We start from the raw sequence: 16,553 nt of genomic DNA, 5'->3' as shown, positions 1-16,553 counted from the left end.
GCAGTGCCCGTCCGCGCGGATGCCTGCCTCCTGAAGCACGCTATCCACGACTGGATCGACGACCGTGCCGATGCAATTTTGAGGATCTGCCGTCGTCCGACGGCGCCGAGGCCAGGCAGTCGATCATCGAAGGTGTCCACCGCGCATCGACCAGCCGGACGAGAGCCGCGACTCCACCGCCAACGATATCAACGTGTCTGCACTGACGGCCGCCGGCGCGGGAAAGCCGAATTCCGGGGCCTTCGTGAATCGACCGGTTCCAGGCTGACCCGGATCGTACCGACGCAGATGCCAGTCACGGTGATAGAAGGAGTTTCCGGCCAAAGGCGAGTGCGCTAAGCGCGCCCGGCGTCGAGCACCGCCCGGAGCCGTGGGTCGTTCTGGCGCAGGCGTTCCTCGATCCATCGGGCCGTGCCGTGGTAGCTGTCCGAAAACAACTCGGAATGCCGGCTCCAGTCCATGAAGCCGATCGTGCTGGAAAGTTGCGGACAGACCACGACATCCTCTTCGCCGACGGCGATGTCGTGCGGCCGGTGTACCAGCATGCTGGCGGCGATGACCTGAAGCATGCTGGGGACTTGAGGCATGCGGGCACGACGCAAAGGGTTCAGCAAGCCGACCGCCAGTTCGGAAGCTCCGGGGATGCGGTCATAGTCTATGTCGTATTTTTGCGGTGCACTCGCCCGCAGGTTCGCGATGACATTGGGTCCGGTCTTGAGCTCCCTCATCTGCTCCAGCGGCAGATTGTTCATGATGGCGCCGTCAACCAGCATATCGCCGTCAGCGGTGAAGAACGGGGGTAGGACACCCGGGATCGAGCCGGACGCCCGAACGGCATGCCAGAGCTTTCCACGACGGTGGATATGGGGCTCACGGCAGCTCAGATTGGTCGAAAGCGCAAAGAACGGCAGCCAAAGATCCTCGATCAGAACCTCACCATATTCTTCGCGAAGGGCCCGATCGAACGCTTTGTGATCCAGAAGCGCGAAATGCGGCAAGGTAAGACGGCGAAACGCTCGGCTCTTGATGAATATGTTGTGCGTGCCTCGATCAATCTGCTCGGCATCGAGCCCTTTTGCGAAGCCCGCCATCATCGCCGCTCCGGAGCTCGTCCCGCCGAGATATTCGAAGCGAGCACCCGCCTCGACGAAGGCCTTGTAGACGCCCAGATGGGCGCTGCCGAGGGCCCCACCCCCGGCCGCGACGAAGCCCCGTGCCTTGCCGGAAACAAATCGAACCAGGCGCTGGAAATCAGACCCGTCGTCAAGCGCAACATGATGATGGTGGCCAATATGGGGACGCTCATCGAGCCATGCGGAGGTACCGGAGACCGCTGCCGTGCGATGTTCGTGAATCAGGACCAGCCGCCCGGCGGATGGTGGATGGACCGATACAGCCAGCTCCTCGGACGGGTTCGGGCGGGGCGAGCAGGACGCGTCGGCAAGCAAGAGGACGCTATCCGCCTGGCGAATGCAGACTCGGGTCCATTCACTTGGGTCTTCATCGGCGACATAGATGATGAAATCGGCTTCCGCCTCCAGTTCGTTCAACCAGTTGAGGATCGCCTGGTCGTCGAACGGAAGACCGGCGAACCGGGCGTGGATGTCGAGCCGGGAAACGAAGCGAGCGCAGGTGGTCAGGTCGAATGCTTGCTGCAGGCGCCGGATGAACAGCGGTGAGATGCGACTCCCACCGGCTGCAATGACCGCAAGTGTTCGGATTCTGGCAGGTTTCTTGATGGGCAGCGAACTCGGAAGGGTGGCAAACCGGCGCGCAAGAAATGTCGTGACCGCCGCTCTCAGGCTCGGCAGGGTCTCGGCCGCCTTCTCGAAATGATCGCGACTGATTTCGAGGACGATTGAATCGCGCGCTGCAAGGACGGTGGCCGTGCGGGGCAGTCCTGCGAAGAAACCGACTTCACCGACCAGTTCACCCTGTGCGATCTCGGCGACCGAGCCGGTCGAGCCTCCTGTGTGTACCGTGAATCGACCGGACAGCACGATGAAAAACCTGTCCGATGCATCGCCTTCGCGAACCAGAATTTCGCCGCGTCTCAGGACCCGGCGGTCGGAGTCGGCAGCCAAAGCCTCGAGCGCCAGCAACGACGCCCGATCGAACATCAATGTCGCCGACAACAGTCTCGCTGCGAGAGAATCGACGAATGACATCTGAGCCAATCCTCGGGACGCGTTTGCTCCTGCGCAATGGTAGCTTGTGAGACCGGTGTTTGCAGCCCTACGCGATGATCGATGGACTGGTTCAACGCGATGAGAAGCTCATGCCTGTCCCCGACAGGTCGTCTGACATCACGGGAATCAGCCGGGGGTCGAGCAGGAGGATGCTGACGTCCGCTTCGAGGGAGGCTCCGCTCTTTGATTGGACGTCGCATTTTGGGACGCAGAGCCGCTCTGCGCCCCTTCAAAGTCCCTTCCGCAAAACCAGATTCCACTGCCCTGGACGCTCAGGCCTATATTGTGAAGTCAAATGGGCAATCAGCAGAGATCTGGCCGTCCATAGTTCTCCGAGAACCCGAAACCCGCTCGGCAAGTCAAGAATCTGTGTGCTCTCATGAACGCGCTTCGGGCAAAATCGCTCTGACTTCTTCCAGCATTTTTTGGGTGTCGGCGGCCAGCAGTTCAGCCACCGTGATCGCGATGCGCGGCAGGGCGCGGCGGGAGTCTATGGCAAGAGCGATGTTTTGCAGAAGAATGTTCTGGCCGGTCACCGGGATGGCTACGAGCCGGCCTTCGAGCAGTTCCTGCGCAGTGTCGAGTTCGGAGGTTAGGGCGACGTGGCTGCCCGACACCACGAGTTGCTTCAACAGTTGCAGGGAATTGGTGACCACAGGCGGACGGTTTTCAGAAAACATCCAGCCGTGCCGGGCCTCCAGGATACGACGGATCGCAAGCGCCGGGCTCTGCACCACGATGGCATGATCGCGTACTTTCGCCAGGCTGATCTGCCGGTGCTCCGCCAGCGGGTGGCCCGGTGCAACAACACAGTGCAATGGCAGTTCCGCGCTCCAGATGACGTGAACGTCCCGCGGCACGCGCAGGTTGAATGTCAGCGCGACATCCGCATCACCTGCGTCAAGCGTGGAAACCGCGTCATCTGGCGTGGCGATCTCCACATCGATGCGGACTTTCGGATAGACCTCGGCGATGTGGTGCAAAAAGCGCGGGAGGACACCGTTCACCAGGCTGTCCATCGTGACGAGCCGGACATGGCCAAGATCGACGCCTTGCATCTGCTTGACGTCCGACCAGATGCGGTTCTCGTCCGCTTTCCAGCGGCGCGCCAGCACGATGAACATCTCGCCCACGGGCGAAAGGGACATGCCGGTCGCCATACGGTCGAAGAGCCGCACACCCAGCCGGTCCTCCAAGAGCTTGATCTGCCGGTCGATGGCCGAGGCGGCGATGCCGGTAGCGCGCGAAGCGGCCTGGATCGAGCCGTGCTCGGCAACCGCCTCGATATATTGCAAACCGCGCGGGACAATATGTAGCGACATGAGCGATCATTCCAAAAAGTAGAATGCACAGTTGTCGATAATGTCATGGAATGCAATGCAGCAATGCGGCTAGCGTCAATCAGGCATAGATGGAGACGGCCAGCTACCCGATGACGTCCACGCTCGACATCCTCAACACCGCACCCCGCACCGCCGCGCTCGCGATGATCGAGCCACTGGTAGAATGTTCGCCCTGGGTCGCTGCGGCAACTGTGGATCAGCGCCCTTTTGCCTGTGACGAGGCGCTGGCCAGGGCTCTGGTCGAAACGATCCTCCGCGCCGAACCCGGTCAACGGGTCGCGCTGTTCAATGCCCATCCTGAACTGGCAGGAAAGGAGGCGGCAGAAGGGCGGATGACTGAGGCTTCGACCGGCGAACAGGGACGCCTTGGCCTGCTGGCTCTGTCGGCCGCCGAAGCCTCGCGGTTGACCCGTCTGAACGCTACCTACCGGGCCCGCTTCAGCCATCCGTTCATTATTGCACTGCACCGCGTGGAGAACCTGCGCTCGCTTTTCGCCACCTTCGAGCGCCGCCTCGCCGCTACGCCGCTTGAAGAGCACATCACCACACTGGCCGAGATCGCCTCGGTAATCCGATCCCGTGCCGCCCGCGCTTTCGGGATGGGCGCGCAGACGCCCAAGAATCTCGCCGCCGCAACCTAGGAGTAAACTGCCATGAGAATTCTGCTGCCTCTTGTCGCCTCAACCGCCATTGCCCTTACGGCCGTCATGGCCGAAGCGAAGGACACCATCCGCGTCGCCGGCAATTTCGCGACCGAACATTCATCTTCCCTCGCCATGGTGAAATTCGAGGAGGAGCTGGAACGCCTGTCGAACGGGGAGATCGACGTGAACATCTTTCCCGCGCAGCAACTGGGCGGGGCAGCAGAGAATGTCCAGGCCGTCAAGATCGGCACGATCGAACTGATGTGGGTAGGCACTGCCTATCTGACCCGCACCGTGCCCGAGCTGGAAATCGTCGGCCTGCCGTTTCAGTTCGAAAACAGAGAACAGGCCTTCGCTATCGTCGACGGGCCGGTTGGCGCCGCGCTTGACGCGAAAATGGCCGATGAAGGAATGACCCCGATGGGCTACATGGAGCTCGGCTTCCGCCAGCTCACCAACAATGTCCGCCCGATCGAGAAGATCGAGGACATCGAAGGTCTCAAGATCCGCCTTCAGCCGAACGAGACGCATCTCGCCACCTTCCGCGCGCTTGGTGCCAGCCCGGTCGCGATGGACGTCAAGGAGCTCTATTCCGCCCTTGAACAGGGCGTTATCGATGGCCAGGAGAACCCTTTCGCCATCATCAATGTCGCTGGCTACGCTGAAGTTCAGAAGCATGTCTCGAACACCGGGCATTTCTTCGATTTCATCTCCGTCGTCGCCAACAAGAAGTGGTTCGATGCTCTGGACGCCAACAGCCAGGCCATGGTGAAGGAAGCGATGGCGACCGCCGTGGCCTACCAGCGGGAACTGGCAGCGGAACAGGACGCGGCCGGCCTCGCGCAGCTGACCGGGAAGGGCATGACCTATACCGAGGTCTCGCCCGAACTGGCCGCCGCGCTGCGCGAAAAGACTGCGGATGTTGCAGCGGACACCAAATCCCGTCTCGACCCGGAGTTGGTGAAGCTACTCAAGGATGAGATCGCCCGGCTCGGCATGTGATCAGATGGCGCTCTACCGTCCCCTGACCGGACTGCTTGCGCGCGCCGACACCGGCGCGCGTCTCCTCGTTATCCTTGGCGCTGCGGCGATGGTGGTCGTGGTCTCCGCGCAGGTGGTCATGCGCTATGTCTTCAACGGTTCCTTCGACTGGGCCGACGAGGCCAGCCGCATCGCCTTCGTCTGGACCATCTTCCTCGCCATTCCGCTTGGAATCCGCGACGGCACGCATGTCGGGATCGAACTGTTGGTGGCGCGCTTCCCTGATGGTCTTCGCCGCTTCGTTGCCCGGCTGATGTGCGCTCTCGCAGCGGTGATGATGGCGGTCGTTTTCTGGACGTCGATCGTCGTGGCGCTGGCGACATGGTCAGAGCGGCTCGGCGCAATCGACATGACCTCGAGCGTCTTTTTCTTTCCCGTGATCCTTGGCGCGCTGCATGCGGCGCTGCATCTCGCCCATCTCGCCCTTTTCCCGGCGGAACCTCGCATATGAGCCTCTTCGTCATCGCCACTTTCCTGTTGCTCGCGTTCCTCGGCATGCCGCTCGCCTTTTCGCTCGGCGTCGCGGCGCTGGCGGGGCTGTGGCTGGCGGGTTTCGATCTGCTGGTACTGCCGCCCCGGCTGATGAACGCGGTCAATTCCTTCCCGCTCATGTCGATCCCACTCTTCATGATCGCGGGTGAACTGATGCTCAAGGGCGGGATCATGGACCGGCTCATCGATTTCTCGAACGCCTTCATCGGACGGGTGCGCGGCGGGCTGGCGCAGGTCACGATCATTTCCGGAGCCGGGCTCGCCTCCGTTTCGGGCGCTGCCGTGGCGGATGCATCGGCGCTGGCGTCCACCCTCGTTCCATCCCTGAAAAAGCAATACGGTCTCGGCTTTTCGACCGGGATCGTCGCGGCAGCGGCAAATCTCGGGCCGATCATCCCGCCTTCCGGGGCGATGATCGTTTATGCCTTCATGGCAGGGTCAAGCGTTTCGGTCGGCGGCATGTTCATGTCCGGTGTGGTTCCGGGGTTAGTCCTTTTCGCCGCCTTCATGCTTCTGTGCTGGCTCATCGCGTGGCGACGGAACTATCCGCTGGCCGGTCAACCTATCACGCTGTCGAACATTCTGCGCGAGACGCAGCGCAGCTTCATCGTCTTCCTGATGCCGGTCTTCGTCATCGGCGGTATCATCGCCGGGGTGTTCACGCCCACCGAGGGCGCGGCGGTCGGCGTCGGCTACGCCCTCTTCCTCGGGTTTTTCGTCACGCGCAAACTCAAGTTCGCAGACCTTCCTGAAGTGCTCCTGAGTGCTGCGAAAACGTCTGCGCTCGTCGGCGCGATGATCGCGTTTGCCTCCACCGTGACCTTCCTGTTCACCATCGATCTCCTGCCGATGAAACTTGCAGCCTTGATGCAGGGAATTACGGACAGCCCATTCCTGTTTCTTTGCCTGATCGCGCTCATGTTGCTGGTGGTCGGCATGTTCCTGGAGTCGAACGCCGCCTACATCATGCTCGTGCCGCTCTTTCACCCGATTGCGTTACAATACGGGATCGATCCGTTGCATTTCGGCTTTCTCTTCGTACTGAACCTGGTGATCGGGATGCTGACTCCGCCTGTGGGCGTGGTGCTCTTCGTCGTCTGTGGTGTTACGGGCGTCAGGATGGGCGAGCTTGTCCGCGAAAGCTGGCCTTTCATCGCCACGATGTATGCGGTGCTGCTGCTGTGCATGATTTTCCCGGGAATCGTGACATGGCTGCCGGAAAGGCTCGGTTACTGATGCGGCTCCTGCTTCTCAACCCGAACACGACGCAGGCGCTGACCGACAGGCTTGCCGCCTCGGCCAGGTCCGTGCTGCCGCCGGACGTGGACTTGCTGCCCGTCACTGCGCGCGAAGGGTTCGCCTATATCTCGTCGCGCGCGGAGGCCGAGATCGCCGGTGCTGCGGTCCTGTCGATGCTCGCAGAGCGGATCGGCAGTTTCGACGCGGCCGTGATCGGCGCCTTCGGCGACCCCGGCCTCGGAGCGGCGCGGGAACTGTTCGACCTGCCGGTCACGGGCATGTCGGAGGCCGCAATGCTTGCCGCGCTGGCGCTCGGTCAGCGCTTCGCCTTCGTCACGTTTTCTCCCCGGCTCGCGCCTTGGTATGAGGAACAGGTGACACGGACTGGCATTGAACGCCGCTTCGCGGGAACCTTCACCCCGGACGCCGATTTCGGCTCCATCTCCGACGTGGCGCAGGATCTGAGGCGACCGCTGGCAGAAACATGCCGTCGCGCCGCCACCCGCGCCGATGTTGTCATCCTTGCTGGCGCCCCGATCGCGGGACTTGCCAGCGACATCATGGATGAGGTTCCCGCCGTGTTGCTGGACCCAATTCAGGCGGCGGCTCTGCAGGCGCTCGCCCTCCATCGGCTTCGCCCGCTGGGCGCGAATGCTGGCAGTTTCGCGCGCCCTCCGGCGAAAGAGAGCACTGGTTTGCCGGAACCGCTGTCCTCATGGATCGCCCGGAAGCCCTCGGAAAAAGGCAAAGAATAGTATCGCGCGCGTGGCTACGGGACTATCAGGTCGACAGGGCGCGTTGCCGGACCAATGACGGCCTTCACGGAGAATCGTGCCTTGGAGGCCTGCATTGGATCAAAACAGCAAGGCAGGGAGTTCCGCGGAAAGTCCGCTCTCCGCTTCGTGGAATTGGGCAGAGTTCCAGCGTTCGGCACGTGCTTCTCCACGACAAGACCTGAAGCGGCTTCAGCCGATACTGTATCTTCGGGCGCGACGCTTGTCTCCGTCAAAGCCGTCGGGGTGGAGGCAAGACATGATTGCTCCTTCCATCCAATACTGCCGCTTCCCAGGGGTCAATAATCTGAGAGGTCATCTTGCAAGGGAGCGCGGCTGACCTTCCCTCTTGGGGTGCCGATGGGACCCGTTCAAACTTCGAGGGTCACCCTTTCCTCAACGTAGCGCGAACCGGGCGGCGATAACTGCGCGGTGTCGGCCTTGGTGTTTAAGTGCAGGAGGTGGGCGCGGTGAGCGGCCTTGAGGATGGTTGATCGATAGCGGGACGGGTTGCTGTACTCGACGGATGCAAGAAGGCTCCGAACGTCCAAGGGACCGGGCACGCTGTACAGAACCGCCAGCGTCTTGTCCTGTGCGGACAACGGGGCGAGGACTCGCGTTAGGCCGCCCACACGCCAGAGGATTGACAGGCTTCGCTCAGTCAAGCTCGCGACCACTTGTGGGCGGCTATCTTGCCGATGGAGACTAGCGAATCCGCAACCGCCGGGGCTATCCGGGGCCCGCTGCTTTCTGTTTGACTCTGGCTCAAATCCCTGCGAGCTTCTTGTCTCATTCCTGAGACAAGAAGCTCGGTAGTCAAAAAAATTGCAACAGGCGTCCGAATCCCCGGTCCTCGTCGGCGTGGAAGCGCTGACAAAAATCTACCGAACGAGAGAGGGCTCTGAGGTCGAAGCTCTCTCTCCAGTGACGTTGGACGTCCGCCGAGGCGAACTTATCAGCCTTATCGGCCCCTCGGGTTGCGGAAAGTCGACGCTGCTGCGGCTGCTGGCCGGGCTGGAGAAGCCGTCTGGTGGGCAGATCCGCTGGCGGGACGGCGCGCCTTCCCGGGGAACTGACATCGGCTTTGTATTCCAGGAGCCCGTGCTGCTGCCGTGGCTCAGTATTCAAGATAACGTACGTTTCCCTCTCGACGTGTTCAGCATCGCCAAGTCGGAGGCGAACGAGCGGGCGGCCTCAATGCTCGCCCTTGTCGGGTTAAAGGATTTCGGCAAGGCACTGCCCAAAGAACTGTCGGGCGGCATGCGCCAGAGGGCGTCGATCGCGCGCGCTCTGGTCTATCATCCGCGGCTCGTCCTCATGGATGAGCCATTCGGCGCCCTTGACCTCCTCACCCGTGATAGGATGAACGACGAACTGCTCCGCATAAAAACGGAAACTGCCGCGACAATCATTTTCGTGACACACTCGATCGACGAGGCCGTGTATCTTTCGGACCGCGTCGCCGTCATGTCGCCGCGCCCGGGCCGGATCAGTGCGCTGCATACGCTCGATTTCGGCGGAGCCAGGAACGAATCCGTCAAGGACTCCCCCGACTTTCATCGCTGGCTGTCCGTGCTGCGGCGTGAACTGAAATGAACAATCGTTCCCTCCGCGCGGTTTTCATGATTGCGACGCCGCTCATGCTGGTCGCCGTGTGGTGGGCCTATGTGCGCCTCTTCAAGATACCGCGTTTCGTGCTTCCACCTCCAGCGGAGGTTGGATCGGCCTTCGTGGCACTATTTCGCGACGGCGCGATCTGGCCGCATCTGGCGCACACGCTGGGTATCATCCTGGCTGGATTCGCAATCGGATCGGGACTGGGCTTCGCGCTCGGTTTCATGCTGGGCAAGAGTCCACGCGTCGAAAGGATCATCGGCCCCTATCTCTTCTTCTTTCAGACGGCACCCAAGATCGCGCTGGCGCCTCTGTTCATTCTCTGGTTCGGGCTCGGACTAACGTCGCAGATCGTGCTGGTCGTGTCCCTGGTCTTCTTCCCCGTGATGGCCGGCACCATCCTCGGCCTGCGCTCGGTCCCCGCAAATTTCGGCTTCCTGGCGGAAGTCCTGCACCTGACGAGGCGTGACCGCCTCGTGCGCATCGAGCTGCCCTCCGCCGTGCCGGAGATCTTCGCTGGCCTCAAGGTCGGCGCGGTGCAGGCCACGATCGGCGCCATTCTGGCTGAATGGCTCTCAGGTGGCCAGGGACTCGGCTATCTCATGGTCTTCGCCGGCACCACATACAAGACGCCGATGCTCTTCGCGATGGTGCTGATCACCTCGTTGCTGGGTATCCTGATCTACCAGGCTCTGGCCGGCCTGGAGAAATGGCTGCTGTCATGGCGATGACCGACAGATCTGCGGAGTGGCCATGGCGCAGCGGCGTCCCGCCCCACCTGCCGCGCCCAGCCTTGATGCCGAAAGCGTTCCTGCTGCCGGGCGATCCCCGTCGTGTCGATTTTGCCGCGTCGGTGCTCCGCGACTTCGCCATCGTCGGCCAGAACCGGGAGTTTCGGCTGGGCTGCGGCTATTTCGGCGACGTGCTCATCGGAGTGTGCTCGACCGGTATCGGCGGGGCTTCCGCCGAAATCGCAACGGTCGAACTCGCCGCCATGGGAGCGACGATCTTGATCCGAACTGGTGGCTGTGGGGCGCTGGCCGACGACCTATCGCTCGGGGATTTCCTCATCGCCGATGAGGCAGTCCGCAACAGCGGCGTCGCCGCCGTCTATGAGCCGGACAGGACCCGGCCGGTCCACGCCGATTCCTCCGTCAGCGAATGCTTGATGGACACATGTCGGTCTCTCGGGCTGAAGGGCCGCCGCGGCCGATGCCTTACCGCCGATGGCTACTATCGCGCGCAGGGCCGCCCGACAACCGCATCCGGTCGGGGAAACCCGGCGTTGCTCGACAGCTTCGCGACAGCAGGTGCCGACGCCGTCGAAATGGAGGCCGAGGTGATCTTTGCAGTGGCATGCGCATGCGGCGTGCGTGCGGGCGCGATCCTGGCCGTTCACGCTCACAGGCGAAGCGACGGCTGGCTCGAAGACTACGAACCAACGCAACGCAACCTCCTACGCGCCGGCGCGCAAGCCGCTGCGGCCGTGGTCAAGACATCCGATCAATAAACAAATCGACAGAGGAGAATGCCATGAGAATTCATGCAAGACTCAAGGCCGCGCTGACCATTCCGCTCCTGATGCTGGCGCTTGTCGCTGGCGCCATCGTCGCCAAGGCGGATGACAAGGTGACCATACAGATCGACGGCGCGGCGGTGCCTTACTACCTGCCGCTCTACGTCGCCCAGAAGGAAGGCTACTTCAAGGAACAGGGACTGGAGGTCGAGTTTCTCTACGCAAACGCAGCGGACATCCTGAACAACGTCGCGGCCGGCAATGTCCAGTTCGGCTTTCCCAATGGCGACGCAGTCATCTCGGCTCGTGCCAACGGCATTCCAGTGAAGGTCGTCCATTCGACCTATCAGCGCGGCATCGGCGCGGTGCTGTTCAAGAATTCGGGCGGCATCAAGTCGCCCGCCGATCTGGTGGGCAAGACGGTGGCTGTCACCAGCTACGGCAGCCCGAACTACATCCAGCTCCAGGTCATGTTGAGCCAGGCCGGCAAGTCCATCGACGACGTCAAGGTCGAGATCGTCGGCACCGGCGCGATTCTGGACGCGTTGAAGTCGGACCAAGTCGACGCCATCGTCTTCTCGATGCTGCGCTACTACGCGCTGAAGGCCGAAGGCGTGGATGTCGGCATGATTGCTTCGGACGATTTCCTGCCGAGCCACGGCAATGTGCTCGTCACGTCGGAAAGCTATCTCGCCTCCAATCCGCAGCAGGTGAAAGGCTTCATCGCCGCGCTCGACAAGGCGCTGAAGCATATCGTCGAGGGCGACGTCCAGAAGGACGTCCAGATGGCGATCGCCGATTACGCGCCGACTTTCGCGCCGCAGGAGAAGGTCGTGACTGAGATCATCAAGGAGGTCTTCATCAAGACGCTGTGGCAGAGCGAGGACACGCAGAAAAGCGGCTTCGGCTACGGCAATATCGCCGCGTGGCAGAAGACGATCGACATGGCCGCCGAATACAAGGCAATCCCCGAAGAGTTTCCCGCTGCCGACCTCGTAGTCGAGAAGCCGTCCGGGCTCTGAAGCCAATGGCGCTCCGGCCAGAGGCCGGAGCGCCCGGAGATGATCACTTTGCGCACGGCTGTTTCGCTTCTGGTCTTTATTGCGGCATGGTGGCTTGCCGTGGCGCTGTTCGGTGTGCCCGAATACCTTGTGCCGTCGCCGCCTGCGCTTGCCTCCAAATTCTGGTTCCTGGCTACACAAGCCGGGCTGTTCGGTCACGTACCAGTCACGCTGATCGAGATCGTGGCCGGCTTTGTCATCGGAGCCGCGATCGGCATCGTCATGGCGGTGCTGTTCGTTCGTCTTCCGCTGCTCGAAATAGTCCTGGACCCGCTCATCATCTTCATGCAGACGGCGCCGAAGATTGCCATCGCCCCACTTCTCCTGCTCTGGCTCGGGCTGGGGGCGACGCCGAAGGTGGTACTGGTCGCAATCGTCGTCTTCTTTCCCGTGCTGTCCAATATGATCAGCGCCCTGCGTTCGATCGACCCCAATTTGCTGGCACTGGCAAAGATCCTGCGCATGAACGGATGGAGTCGCTTGTGGCGCATCGAGCTGCCACAGGCATTGCCACTGCTGTTCACCGGCATGAAAGTCGGGGTTACCTTGGCAGTTACTGCGGCGGTGATCGGCGAACTGATGGGCGCGCGAGCTGGCCTCGGCTACCTCCTGAGCCTCGGACAAGAGACAGCCGACATCGGTTTGGTGCTGGTCAGCGTTATCCTCCTGTCGCTGCTGGGTTACGCTCTGTTCCTGGCCGTCGACTATGCGGAGAGGAGGATGCTGCGGTGGCATGAAAGTGCGGCCGCCCGTGAACGTCTCGCGCTTGAGTGAAGCTGAGAGGAAACTTTGCAACCTGCCCCGATTTGCGCTAACTCCGTCTAAATAATGAGACAATGGCGATTTGGGAGGTGTGATGGCGAGCCAGTTCGAGGAAATCGGCCGACGGCTGAAGGCCTACCGGATGGGAAGGGGTCTCACAGCCGACGCGATCGCTGACGATTTGGGTATTTCGCGCGCGGCCGTGTACCGGATCGAGACCGGAGGGGTCGTCAAGATTGAAACGCTGGAGCGGCTGGCCGGCGTGCTGAACACCACGGTGGCCTCGCTGCTCGGGGCGGGGGTTGAGTATTACGCCAATCCGATCAGCTATTTCGAGCGCATGCGCCAGGTTGAAGCCGACGCGGATCAGGTTGTGGCGCATTTTCCGCCCTTGTCCTACCTGCTCACATCCGACGCGTTCTCCAGTTACCTGAAACGCACCTTGCTTGAATCCCTGCCGTCGCATCTCAGCGGCAAGGCCGCCGAGCGCGATATCGACACGATCATCTCCATCCTCGACGAACGCAAACAGTCGAGTCAGCAGCGGCGCCTCAGCGTGGTCAACTTTGTAAACCTGCTGGAGATCGAGCGCTGGCTGAAGCTCGGCATCGTCGGCCGGTTCGATTTGTCCGGCGCCGAATTGGCGGAGCGGCGCAAGGCGGCGCGCGACGAGGTCGAGCACCTGATAACCCTGATCGAAAGTGAGCCGATGGGAATTCAGATCGGCCTTATCGAGGAGGTGCTGCCCAACACGGCTTTTCAGCTCTTCCGAACCGCCGAGAAAACCTATCTCGGCGTCAGCCCGTTCCGGCTGGGCGGCGACCTGCCCAATATCCGCTCCGGCGTGGCGATGATGACGGCCGACGTCGAGCCGGTGCGCCTGTATGAGACACTTGTCGACGATCTCTGGCAACGCGCGCGCAAAGGTAAGGACGCGGCCGAACTCCTGCATAAAGTGCTGGCACGGTCAGCGATAGCGCCCGCACCCAAGAAACGCGCGACTGCCGAGTGAGCGATAGGCGACGCGTCGCTTTTAGCCTTCCTTGCCAAATTCCGAGATGCCGCCATGCGCGGCGGACCATTTCGCCGGCTCGTTCAGGAATCGCTCCACCTCAGCCAAGACCTTTGGTTCGAAATGGCCGCTCGATTTCGCAACTTCTAGCACGTACCACCAGGTGGTGAGGTAGTGGAGATGAACGCCCAGTTCCTCCATCAACTCTCGGCTCTTGGGGAAAATGTCGTAGTAGAACAGCACGAAGCAATGGTCGACGTGGGCGCCAGCATTACGCAACGCTTGGCAGAAGTTGACCTTGCTGCGCCCGTCCGTGGCCAGATCCTCGACGAGCAGCGTCCGGGCGCCCGAGGCGATCTCGCCCTCGATCTGTGCGTTGCGGCCGAAACCCTTGGCCTTCTTTCGCACATACTGCATCGGCAGCATCAGACGATCGGAAATCCAAGCCGCGAAGGGAATGCCAGCGGTCTCGCCGCCTGCCACACAGTCGATTGATTCGTAGCCGATGTCGCGGACGATGGTTGCCGCGGCGAAGTCAATCAGCGACGACCTCAACCGCGGGTACGAAATGATCTTCCGGCAATCGATATAGACCGGGCTCGCCCAACCCGAAGTGAAGAAAAACGGCTTCTCGTCGTAGAAATGGACCGCCTTGATTTCGAGCAGCATCTTGGCGGCTTCCCTGGCGATCGTCTCCTTGTCGACGGGCGTGTAGAGGCTTGGCATCGGTCGTTCTCCACGGCTGTGCGTCGGCATTCACCGGCACGGTGTTGTCAGAGGTGGGCGCTTGTCGGGTGCAAACGGCCTCTTCTGTCTGCGATGCGGCCGTCCGTCAACGGTGATTTCATGAATTGCGACAAATCTCCACTGTGAGGAACGATATCAGAAATGATGTGATACGTAAAATTGTCTAAAAAAAGAGACTACATATTGCAAATGAGATTTGGCTATGTCAGTTTCGCCTTTTTCGCGGTGGCTCCAGGATGCTCCAAAGGTCGGGACAGCAAGTCGAAACGGGAACTGTCAAGCAATGGCAGCCGAAGGCTGCGTCTGAGATCGCGACAGTCGTCGCAAACCAGGCGATCGCGGGCGATTATCGGCACCTCGCCCTGTCGTGCGGACCGCTCGCCGCCGGCGCGCAGCCGGGGCAGTTCTTCCAACTGCTCTGTCCGCAACCGCCGGGCGAAAAGCCGTTCCTGCGCCGCCCCATGAGCATATACGCGACAACTACGGCTCCCTGTCGGATCGAGTTTCTGTACAAGATTGCAGGAGCTGGGACACGCGGGCTGGAGACGCTCGACGTCGGGGATTCGATAGATGTCTTCGGCCCTCTCGGCGTAGGCTTCACCCTCGATCCGCAATGGCGCCACATCGTCGTCGTGGGGCGCGGCGCAGGCCTTGCCACGCTTGCTCCGCTGGCCCGCGCTGCCGCTGATGTGGGTATCCACGTGACGGCAGTTCTGAGTGCGCGCCGCCCGGATCTCCTGGTTTCGGTCGATCTGTTCCACAACTATGGAGCGGACGTCATCGGTGTTACGGACATGGAGGCGACCAGCGGTCCCGCCAATGTCGAGAAGATTCTGCGCGGGCTCATCTCCCGACAAGCCTGTGACGCCTTCTTCACTTGCGGCTCGTCGCGGCTGATGCGTGTCCAGCAGCGCCTTGCGGCCGAGTTCGGGATTCCTGGTCAGGTTGCACTGGAGCAGCAAATGGCTTGCGGGATCGGCCTTTGCTATTGCTGTGTACGCGACTTCAACGTCGAGGGCGAGATCCTGAGCCGGCGCGTCTGCTGGGATGGTCCCGTCTTTGACCTCGCGGAGGCGATGCCATGAGCGTCGACCTTTCCGTCAATGTTGGTTCGTTGCGCCTCCGAAACCCCGTCATGCCCGCGTCCGGCACCTTCGCCGAAGGCCTCGACCGGGTGATCGATTTCGACAGGTTGGGGGCGCTGGTCACCAAGACCATCACGCGCGAGGTCCGCGCCGGCAACCCGCTGCCGCGTGTGGTCGAGCAGCCGGATGGCATGATCAATTCGATCGGCATCCCATCCAAGGGATTGGATCACTTCGTCGAGCAAACACTCCCCCTCTATGCGCGCCATTCGACGCCTCTCGTGGTCAGCATCTCGGCACCGACGGTGGAGGGTTTCGCTTCGCTGGCAGAGGCGGTTTCGGTGCCGGGCGTCGCGGCGATTGAGGCCAACATATCCTGTCCCAATATCGAGGAGGACGGAAAGGCCTTCGCGATGAGTCCCGACTCGGCCGCACGTGTGACTGCGGCCCTGCGTCAGGCGACGACGTTGCCGGTTTGGGCGAAACTCACCCCCAACACCGGAGACATCGCTTCGGTGGCACGCGCCGCCGAAGACGCCGGCGCCGATGCCCTCGTCGTCGCCAACACCATCCTCGCTATGGCCGTTGACTTGGAGACGTTCAGGCCATGCCTTGGCAATATCATGGGCGGTCTTTCGGGGCCTGCGGTGAAGCCGATCATCCTTCGGCAAGTCTACCAGTGTGCGCGAGTGGCAAACATCCCGATCATCGGCTGCGGCGGTATTTCCAACGCGGAGGACGCGGTGGAATTCATGCTGGCCGGGGCGAGTGCCGTGCAGATTGGCACCGCGACCTTCATCCAGCCGGACGCGATGCTTCGCGTGATCGAGGGACTCGAGCAATTCTGCATGCACAGAGACATAGCGAGGATCAGCGATCTATCCGGAGCTCTGCTTGTGGAAGAGAGCGACGAGCCCGACATGGCATGGATGGAGCCCGCGCAATGATTGCAGCGGCGGTTCGCGATCCCGACTGCAGGCCAACCGAGCGCGATGAGGTGGCGGGCCTTTTCGACGCGCTCAGGCGGGCGGCATT

At 61.8% G+C, this 16,553-nt stretch carries 17 protein-coding genes; 14 read left to right on the top strand and 3 right to left on the bottom strand.

Annotated features, from left to right (window positions below; translation table 11 throughout):
• The first annotated feature begins 3 nt into the window (after window positions 1–3).
• Window positions 4–339 carry a methyltransferase gene (locus JN302_RS39875; protein ID WP_202331913.1) on the top strand — a complete coding sequence of 112 codons (336 nt, stop codon included), beginning with the start codon at window positions 4–6 and terminating at the stop codon, window positions 337–339.
• Here JN302_RS39875 and JN302_RS04040 read toward each other — a convergent pair.
• Window positions 336–2,120, bottom strand: a complete 1,785-nt coding sequence (locus JN302_RS04040; RefSeq protein ID WP_202331911.1) for a patatin-like phospholipase family protein — start codon at window positions 2,118–2,120, stop codon at window positions 336–338. The two genes, JN302_RS39875 and JN302_RS04040, sit on opposite strands and share 4 nt — an antisense overlap.
• A 446-nt stretch (window positions 2,121–2,566) precedes the next feature.
• Window positions 2,567–3,511 (bottom strand): LysR family transcriptional regulator, encoded by a 945-nt coding sequence (locus JN302_RS04035; RefSeq protein ID WP_202331909.1) that lies wholly within the window; start codon window positions 3,509–3,511, stop codon window positions 2,567–2,569.
• Window positions 3,512–3,621: 110 nt separating this feature from the next.
• Between JN302_RS04035 and uraD the strand changes: the two genes are divergently transcribed.
• The 11 genes from uraD to JN302_RS03980 all read left to right on the top strand — a co-directional run bounded on the left by uraD (window position 3,622) and on the right by JN302_RS03980 (window position 13,686).
• A complete protein-coding gene (uraD, locus tag JN302_RS04030) occupies window positions 3,622–4,173 on the top strand; it encodes a 2-oxo-4-hydroxy-4-carboxy-5-ureidoimidazoline decarboxylase (RefSeq protein ID WP_202331908.1) in 552 nt (183 codons plus the stop codon).
• A 12-nt stretch (window positions 4,174–4,185) separates the two neighbouring features.
• A complete protein-coding gene (locus tag JN302_RS04025) occupies window positions 4,186–5,178 on the top strand; it encodes a TRAP transporter substrate-binding protein (RefSeq protein WP_202331906.1) in 993 nt (330 codons plus the stop codon).
• A gap of 4 nt (window positions 5,179–5,182) precedes the next feature.
• A complete protein-coding gene (locus JN302_RS04020) occupies window positions 5,183–5,668 on the top strand; it encodes a TRAP transporter small permease (RefSeq protein ID WP_202331904.1) in 486 nt (161 codons plus the stop codon).
• A complete protein-coding gene (locus tag JN302_RS04015) occupies window positions 5,665–6,945 on the top strand; it encodes a TRAP transporter large permease (protein ID WP_202331902.1) in 1,281 nt (426 codons plus the stop codon). The genes JN302_RS04020 and JN302_RS04015 overlap by 4 nt, the downstream gene beginning before the upstream one ends.
• Window positions 6,918–7,703, top strand: a complete 786-nt coding sequence (locus JN302_RS04010; protein ID WP_342215916.1) for an aspartate/glutamate racemase family protein — start codon at window positions 6,918–6,920, stop codon at window positions 7,701–7,703. The genes JN302_RS04015 and JN302_RS04010 overlap by 28 nt, the downstream gene beginning before the upstream one ends.
• Window positions 7,704–8,546: 843 nt before the next feature.
• Window positions 8,547–9,317, top strand: coding sequence for an ABC transporter ATP-binding protein (locus JN302_RS04005; protein ID WP_202331900.1), 771 nt, complete (start codon window positions 8,547–8,549; stop codon window positions 9,315–9,317).
• Window positions 9,314–10,066, top strand: a complete 753-nt coding sequence (locus JN302_RS04000; RefSeq protein WP_202331897.1) for an ABC transporter permease — start codon at window positions 9,314–9,316, stop codon at window positions 10,064–10,066. Before JN302_RS04005 ends, JN302_RS04000 begins: the two co-directional genes overlap by 4 nt.
• Window positions 10,063–10,845 carry a nucleoside phosphorylase gene (locus JN302_RS03995; RefSeq protein ID WP_210382583.1) on the top strand — a complete coding sequence of 261 codons (783 nt, stop codon included), beginning with the start codon at window positions 10,063–10,065 and terminating at the stop codon, window positions 10,843–10,845. The genes JN302_RS04000 and JN302_RS03995 overlap by 4 nt, the downstream gene beginning before the upstream one ends.
• 23 nt (window positions 10,846–10,868) lie before the next feature.
• On the top strand, window positions 10,869–11,873 hold the full coding sequence (locus tag JN302_RS03990) for an ABC transporter substrate-binding protein (RefSeq protein ID WP_202331893.1): 1,005 nt from the start codon (window positions 10,869–10,871) through the stop codon (window positions 11,871–11,873).
• A 39-nt stretch (window positions 11,874–11,912) separates the two neighbouring features.
• Window positions 11,913–12,686, top strand: a complete 774-nt coding sequence (locus tag JN302_RS03985; protein WP_202331891.1) for an ABC transporter permease — start codon at window positions 11,913–11,915, stop codon at window positions 12,684–12,686.
• An 82-nt stretch (window positions 12,687–12,768) separates the two neighbouring features.
• A complete protein-coding gene (locus JN302_RS03980) occupies window positions 12,769–13,686 on the top strand; it encodes a helix-turn-helix domain-containing protein (RefSeq protein WP_202310203.1) in 918 nt (305 codons plus the stop codon).
• Between the two features lie 21 nt (window positions 13,687–13,707).
• Here JN302_RS03980 and JN302_RS03975 read toward each other — a convergent pair whose 3' ends face one another.
• Window positions 13,708–14,412, bottom strand: coding sequence for an orotate phosphoribosyltransferase (locus JN302_RS03975; RefSeq protein WP_202310202.1), 705 nt, complete (start codon window positions 14,410–14,412; stop codon window positions 13,708–13,710).
• A gap of 257 nt (window positions 14,413–14,669) precedes the next feature.
• Here JN302_RS03975 and JN302_RS03970 point away from each other — a divergent pair, with 257 nt between their 5' ends.
• A complete protein-coding gene (locus JN302_RS03970) occupies window positions 14,670–15,518 on the top strand; it encodes a dihydroorotate dehydrogenase electron transfer subunit (RefSeq protein ID WP_202331889.1) in 849 nt (282 codons plus the stop codon).
• Entirely contained in the window at window positions 15,515–16,465 is a 951-nt protein-coding gene (locus JN302_RS03965; RefSeq protein ID WP_202310200.1) for a dihydroorotate dehydrogenase, read from the top strand. Before JN302_RS03970 ends, JN302_RS03965 begins: the two co-directional genes overlap by 4 nt.
• Window positions 16,466–16,553 lie beyond the last annotated feature (88 nt).

Source organism: Mesorhizobium sp. L-8-3, assembly GCF_016756615.1.
GTDB lineage: Bacteria > Pseudomonadota > Alphaproteobacteria > Rhizobiales > Rhizobiaceae.
Note: the sequence above shows the minus strand (reverse complement) of the source record. Positions and strands in the feature narration are given on the sequence as shown.

Excerpts from the sequence above, each read along its gene's own strand:
- JN302_RS04040 (WP_202331911.1), bottom strand. The coding sequence starts at position 2,120 with ATGTTCGATCGGGCGTCGTTGCTGGCGCTCGAGGCTTTGGCTGCCGAC.
- JN302_RS04035 (WP_202331909.1), bottom strand. The coding sequence starts at position 3,511 with ATGTCGCTACATATTGTCCCGCGCGGTTTGCAATATATCGAGGCGGTT.
- uraD (WP_202331908.1), top strand. The coding sequence starts at position 3,622 with ATGACGTCCACGCTCGACATCCTCAACACCGCACCCCGCACCGCCGCG.
- JN302_RS04025 (WP_202331906.1), top strand. The coding sequence starts at position 4,186 with ATGAGAATTCTGCTGCCTCTTGTCGCCTCAACCGCCATTGCCCTTACG.
- JN302_RS04020 (WP_202331904.1), top strand. The coding sequence starts at position 5,183 with ATGGCGCTCTACCGTCCCCTGACCGGACTGCTTGCGCGCGCCGACACC.
- JN302_RS04015 (WP_202331902.1), top strand. The coding sequence starts at position 5,665 with ATGAGCCTCTTCGTCATCGCCACTTTCCTGTTGCTCGCGTTCCTCGGC.
- JN302_RS04010 (WP_342215916.1), top strand. The coding sequence starts at position 6,918 with ATGGCTGCCGGAAAGGCTCGGTTACTGATGCGGCTCCTGCTTCTCAAC.
- JN302_RS04000 (WP_202331897.1), top strand. The coding sequence starts at position 9,314 with ATGAACAATCGTTCCCTCCGCGCGGTTTTCATGATTGCGACGCCGCTC.
- JN302_RS03995 (WP_210382583.1), top strand. The coding sequence starts at position 10,063 with ATGACCGACAGATCTGCGGAGTGGCCATGGCGCAGCGGCGTCCCGCCC.
- JN302_RS03990 (WP_202331893.1), top strand. The coding sequence starts at position 10,869 with ATGAGAATTCATGCAAGACTCAAGGCCGCGCTGACCATTCCGCTCCTG.
- JN302_RS03985 (WP_202331891.1), top strand. The coding sequence starts at position 11,913 with ATGATCACTTTGCGCACGGCTGTTTCGCTTCTGGTCTTTATTGCGGCA.
- JN302_RS03980 (WP_202310203.1), top strand. The coding sequence starts at position 12,769 with ATGGCGAGCCAGTTCGAGGAAATCGGCCGACGGCTGAAGGCCTACCGG.
- JN302_RS03975 (WP_202310202.1), bottom strand. The coding sequence starts at position 14,412 with ATGCCAAGCCTCTACACGCCCGTCGACAAGGAGACGATCGCCAGGGAA.
- JN302_RS03970 (WP_202331889.1), top strand. The coding sequence starts at position 14,670 with ATGCTCCAAAGGTCGGGACAGCAAGTCGAAACGGGAACTGTCAAGCAA.
- JN302_RS03965 (WP_202310200.1), top strand. The coding sequence starts at position 15,515 with ATGAGCGTCGACCTTTCCGTCAATGTTGGTTCGTTGCGCCTCCGAAAC.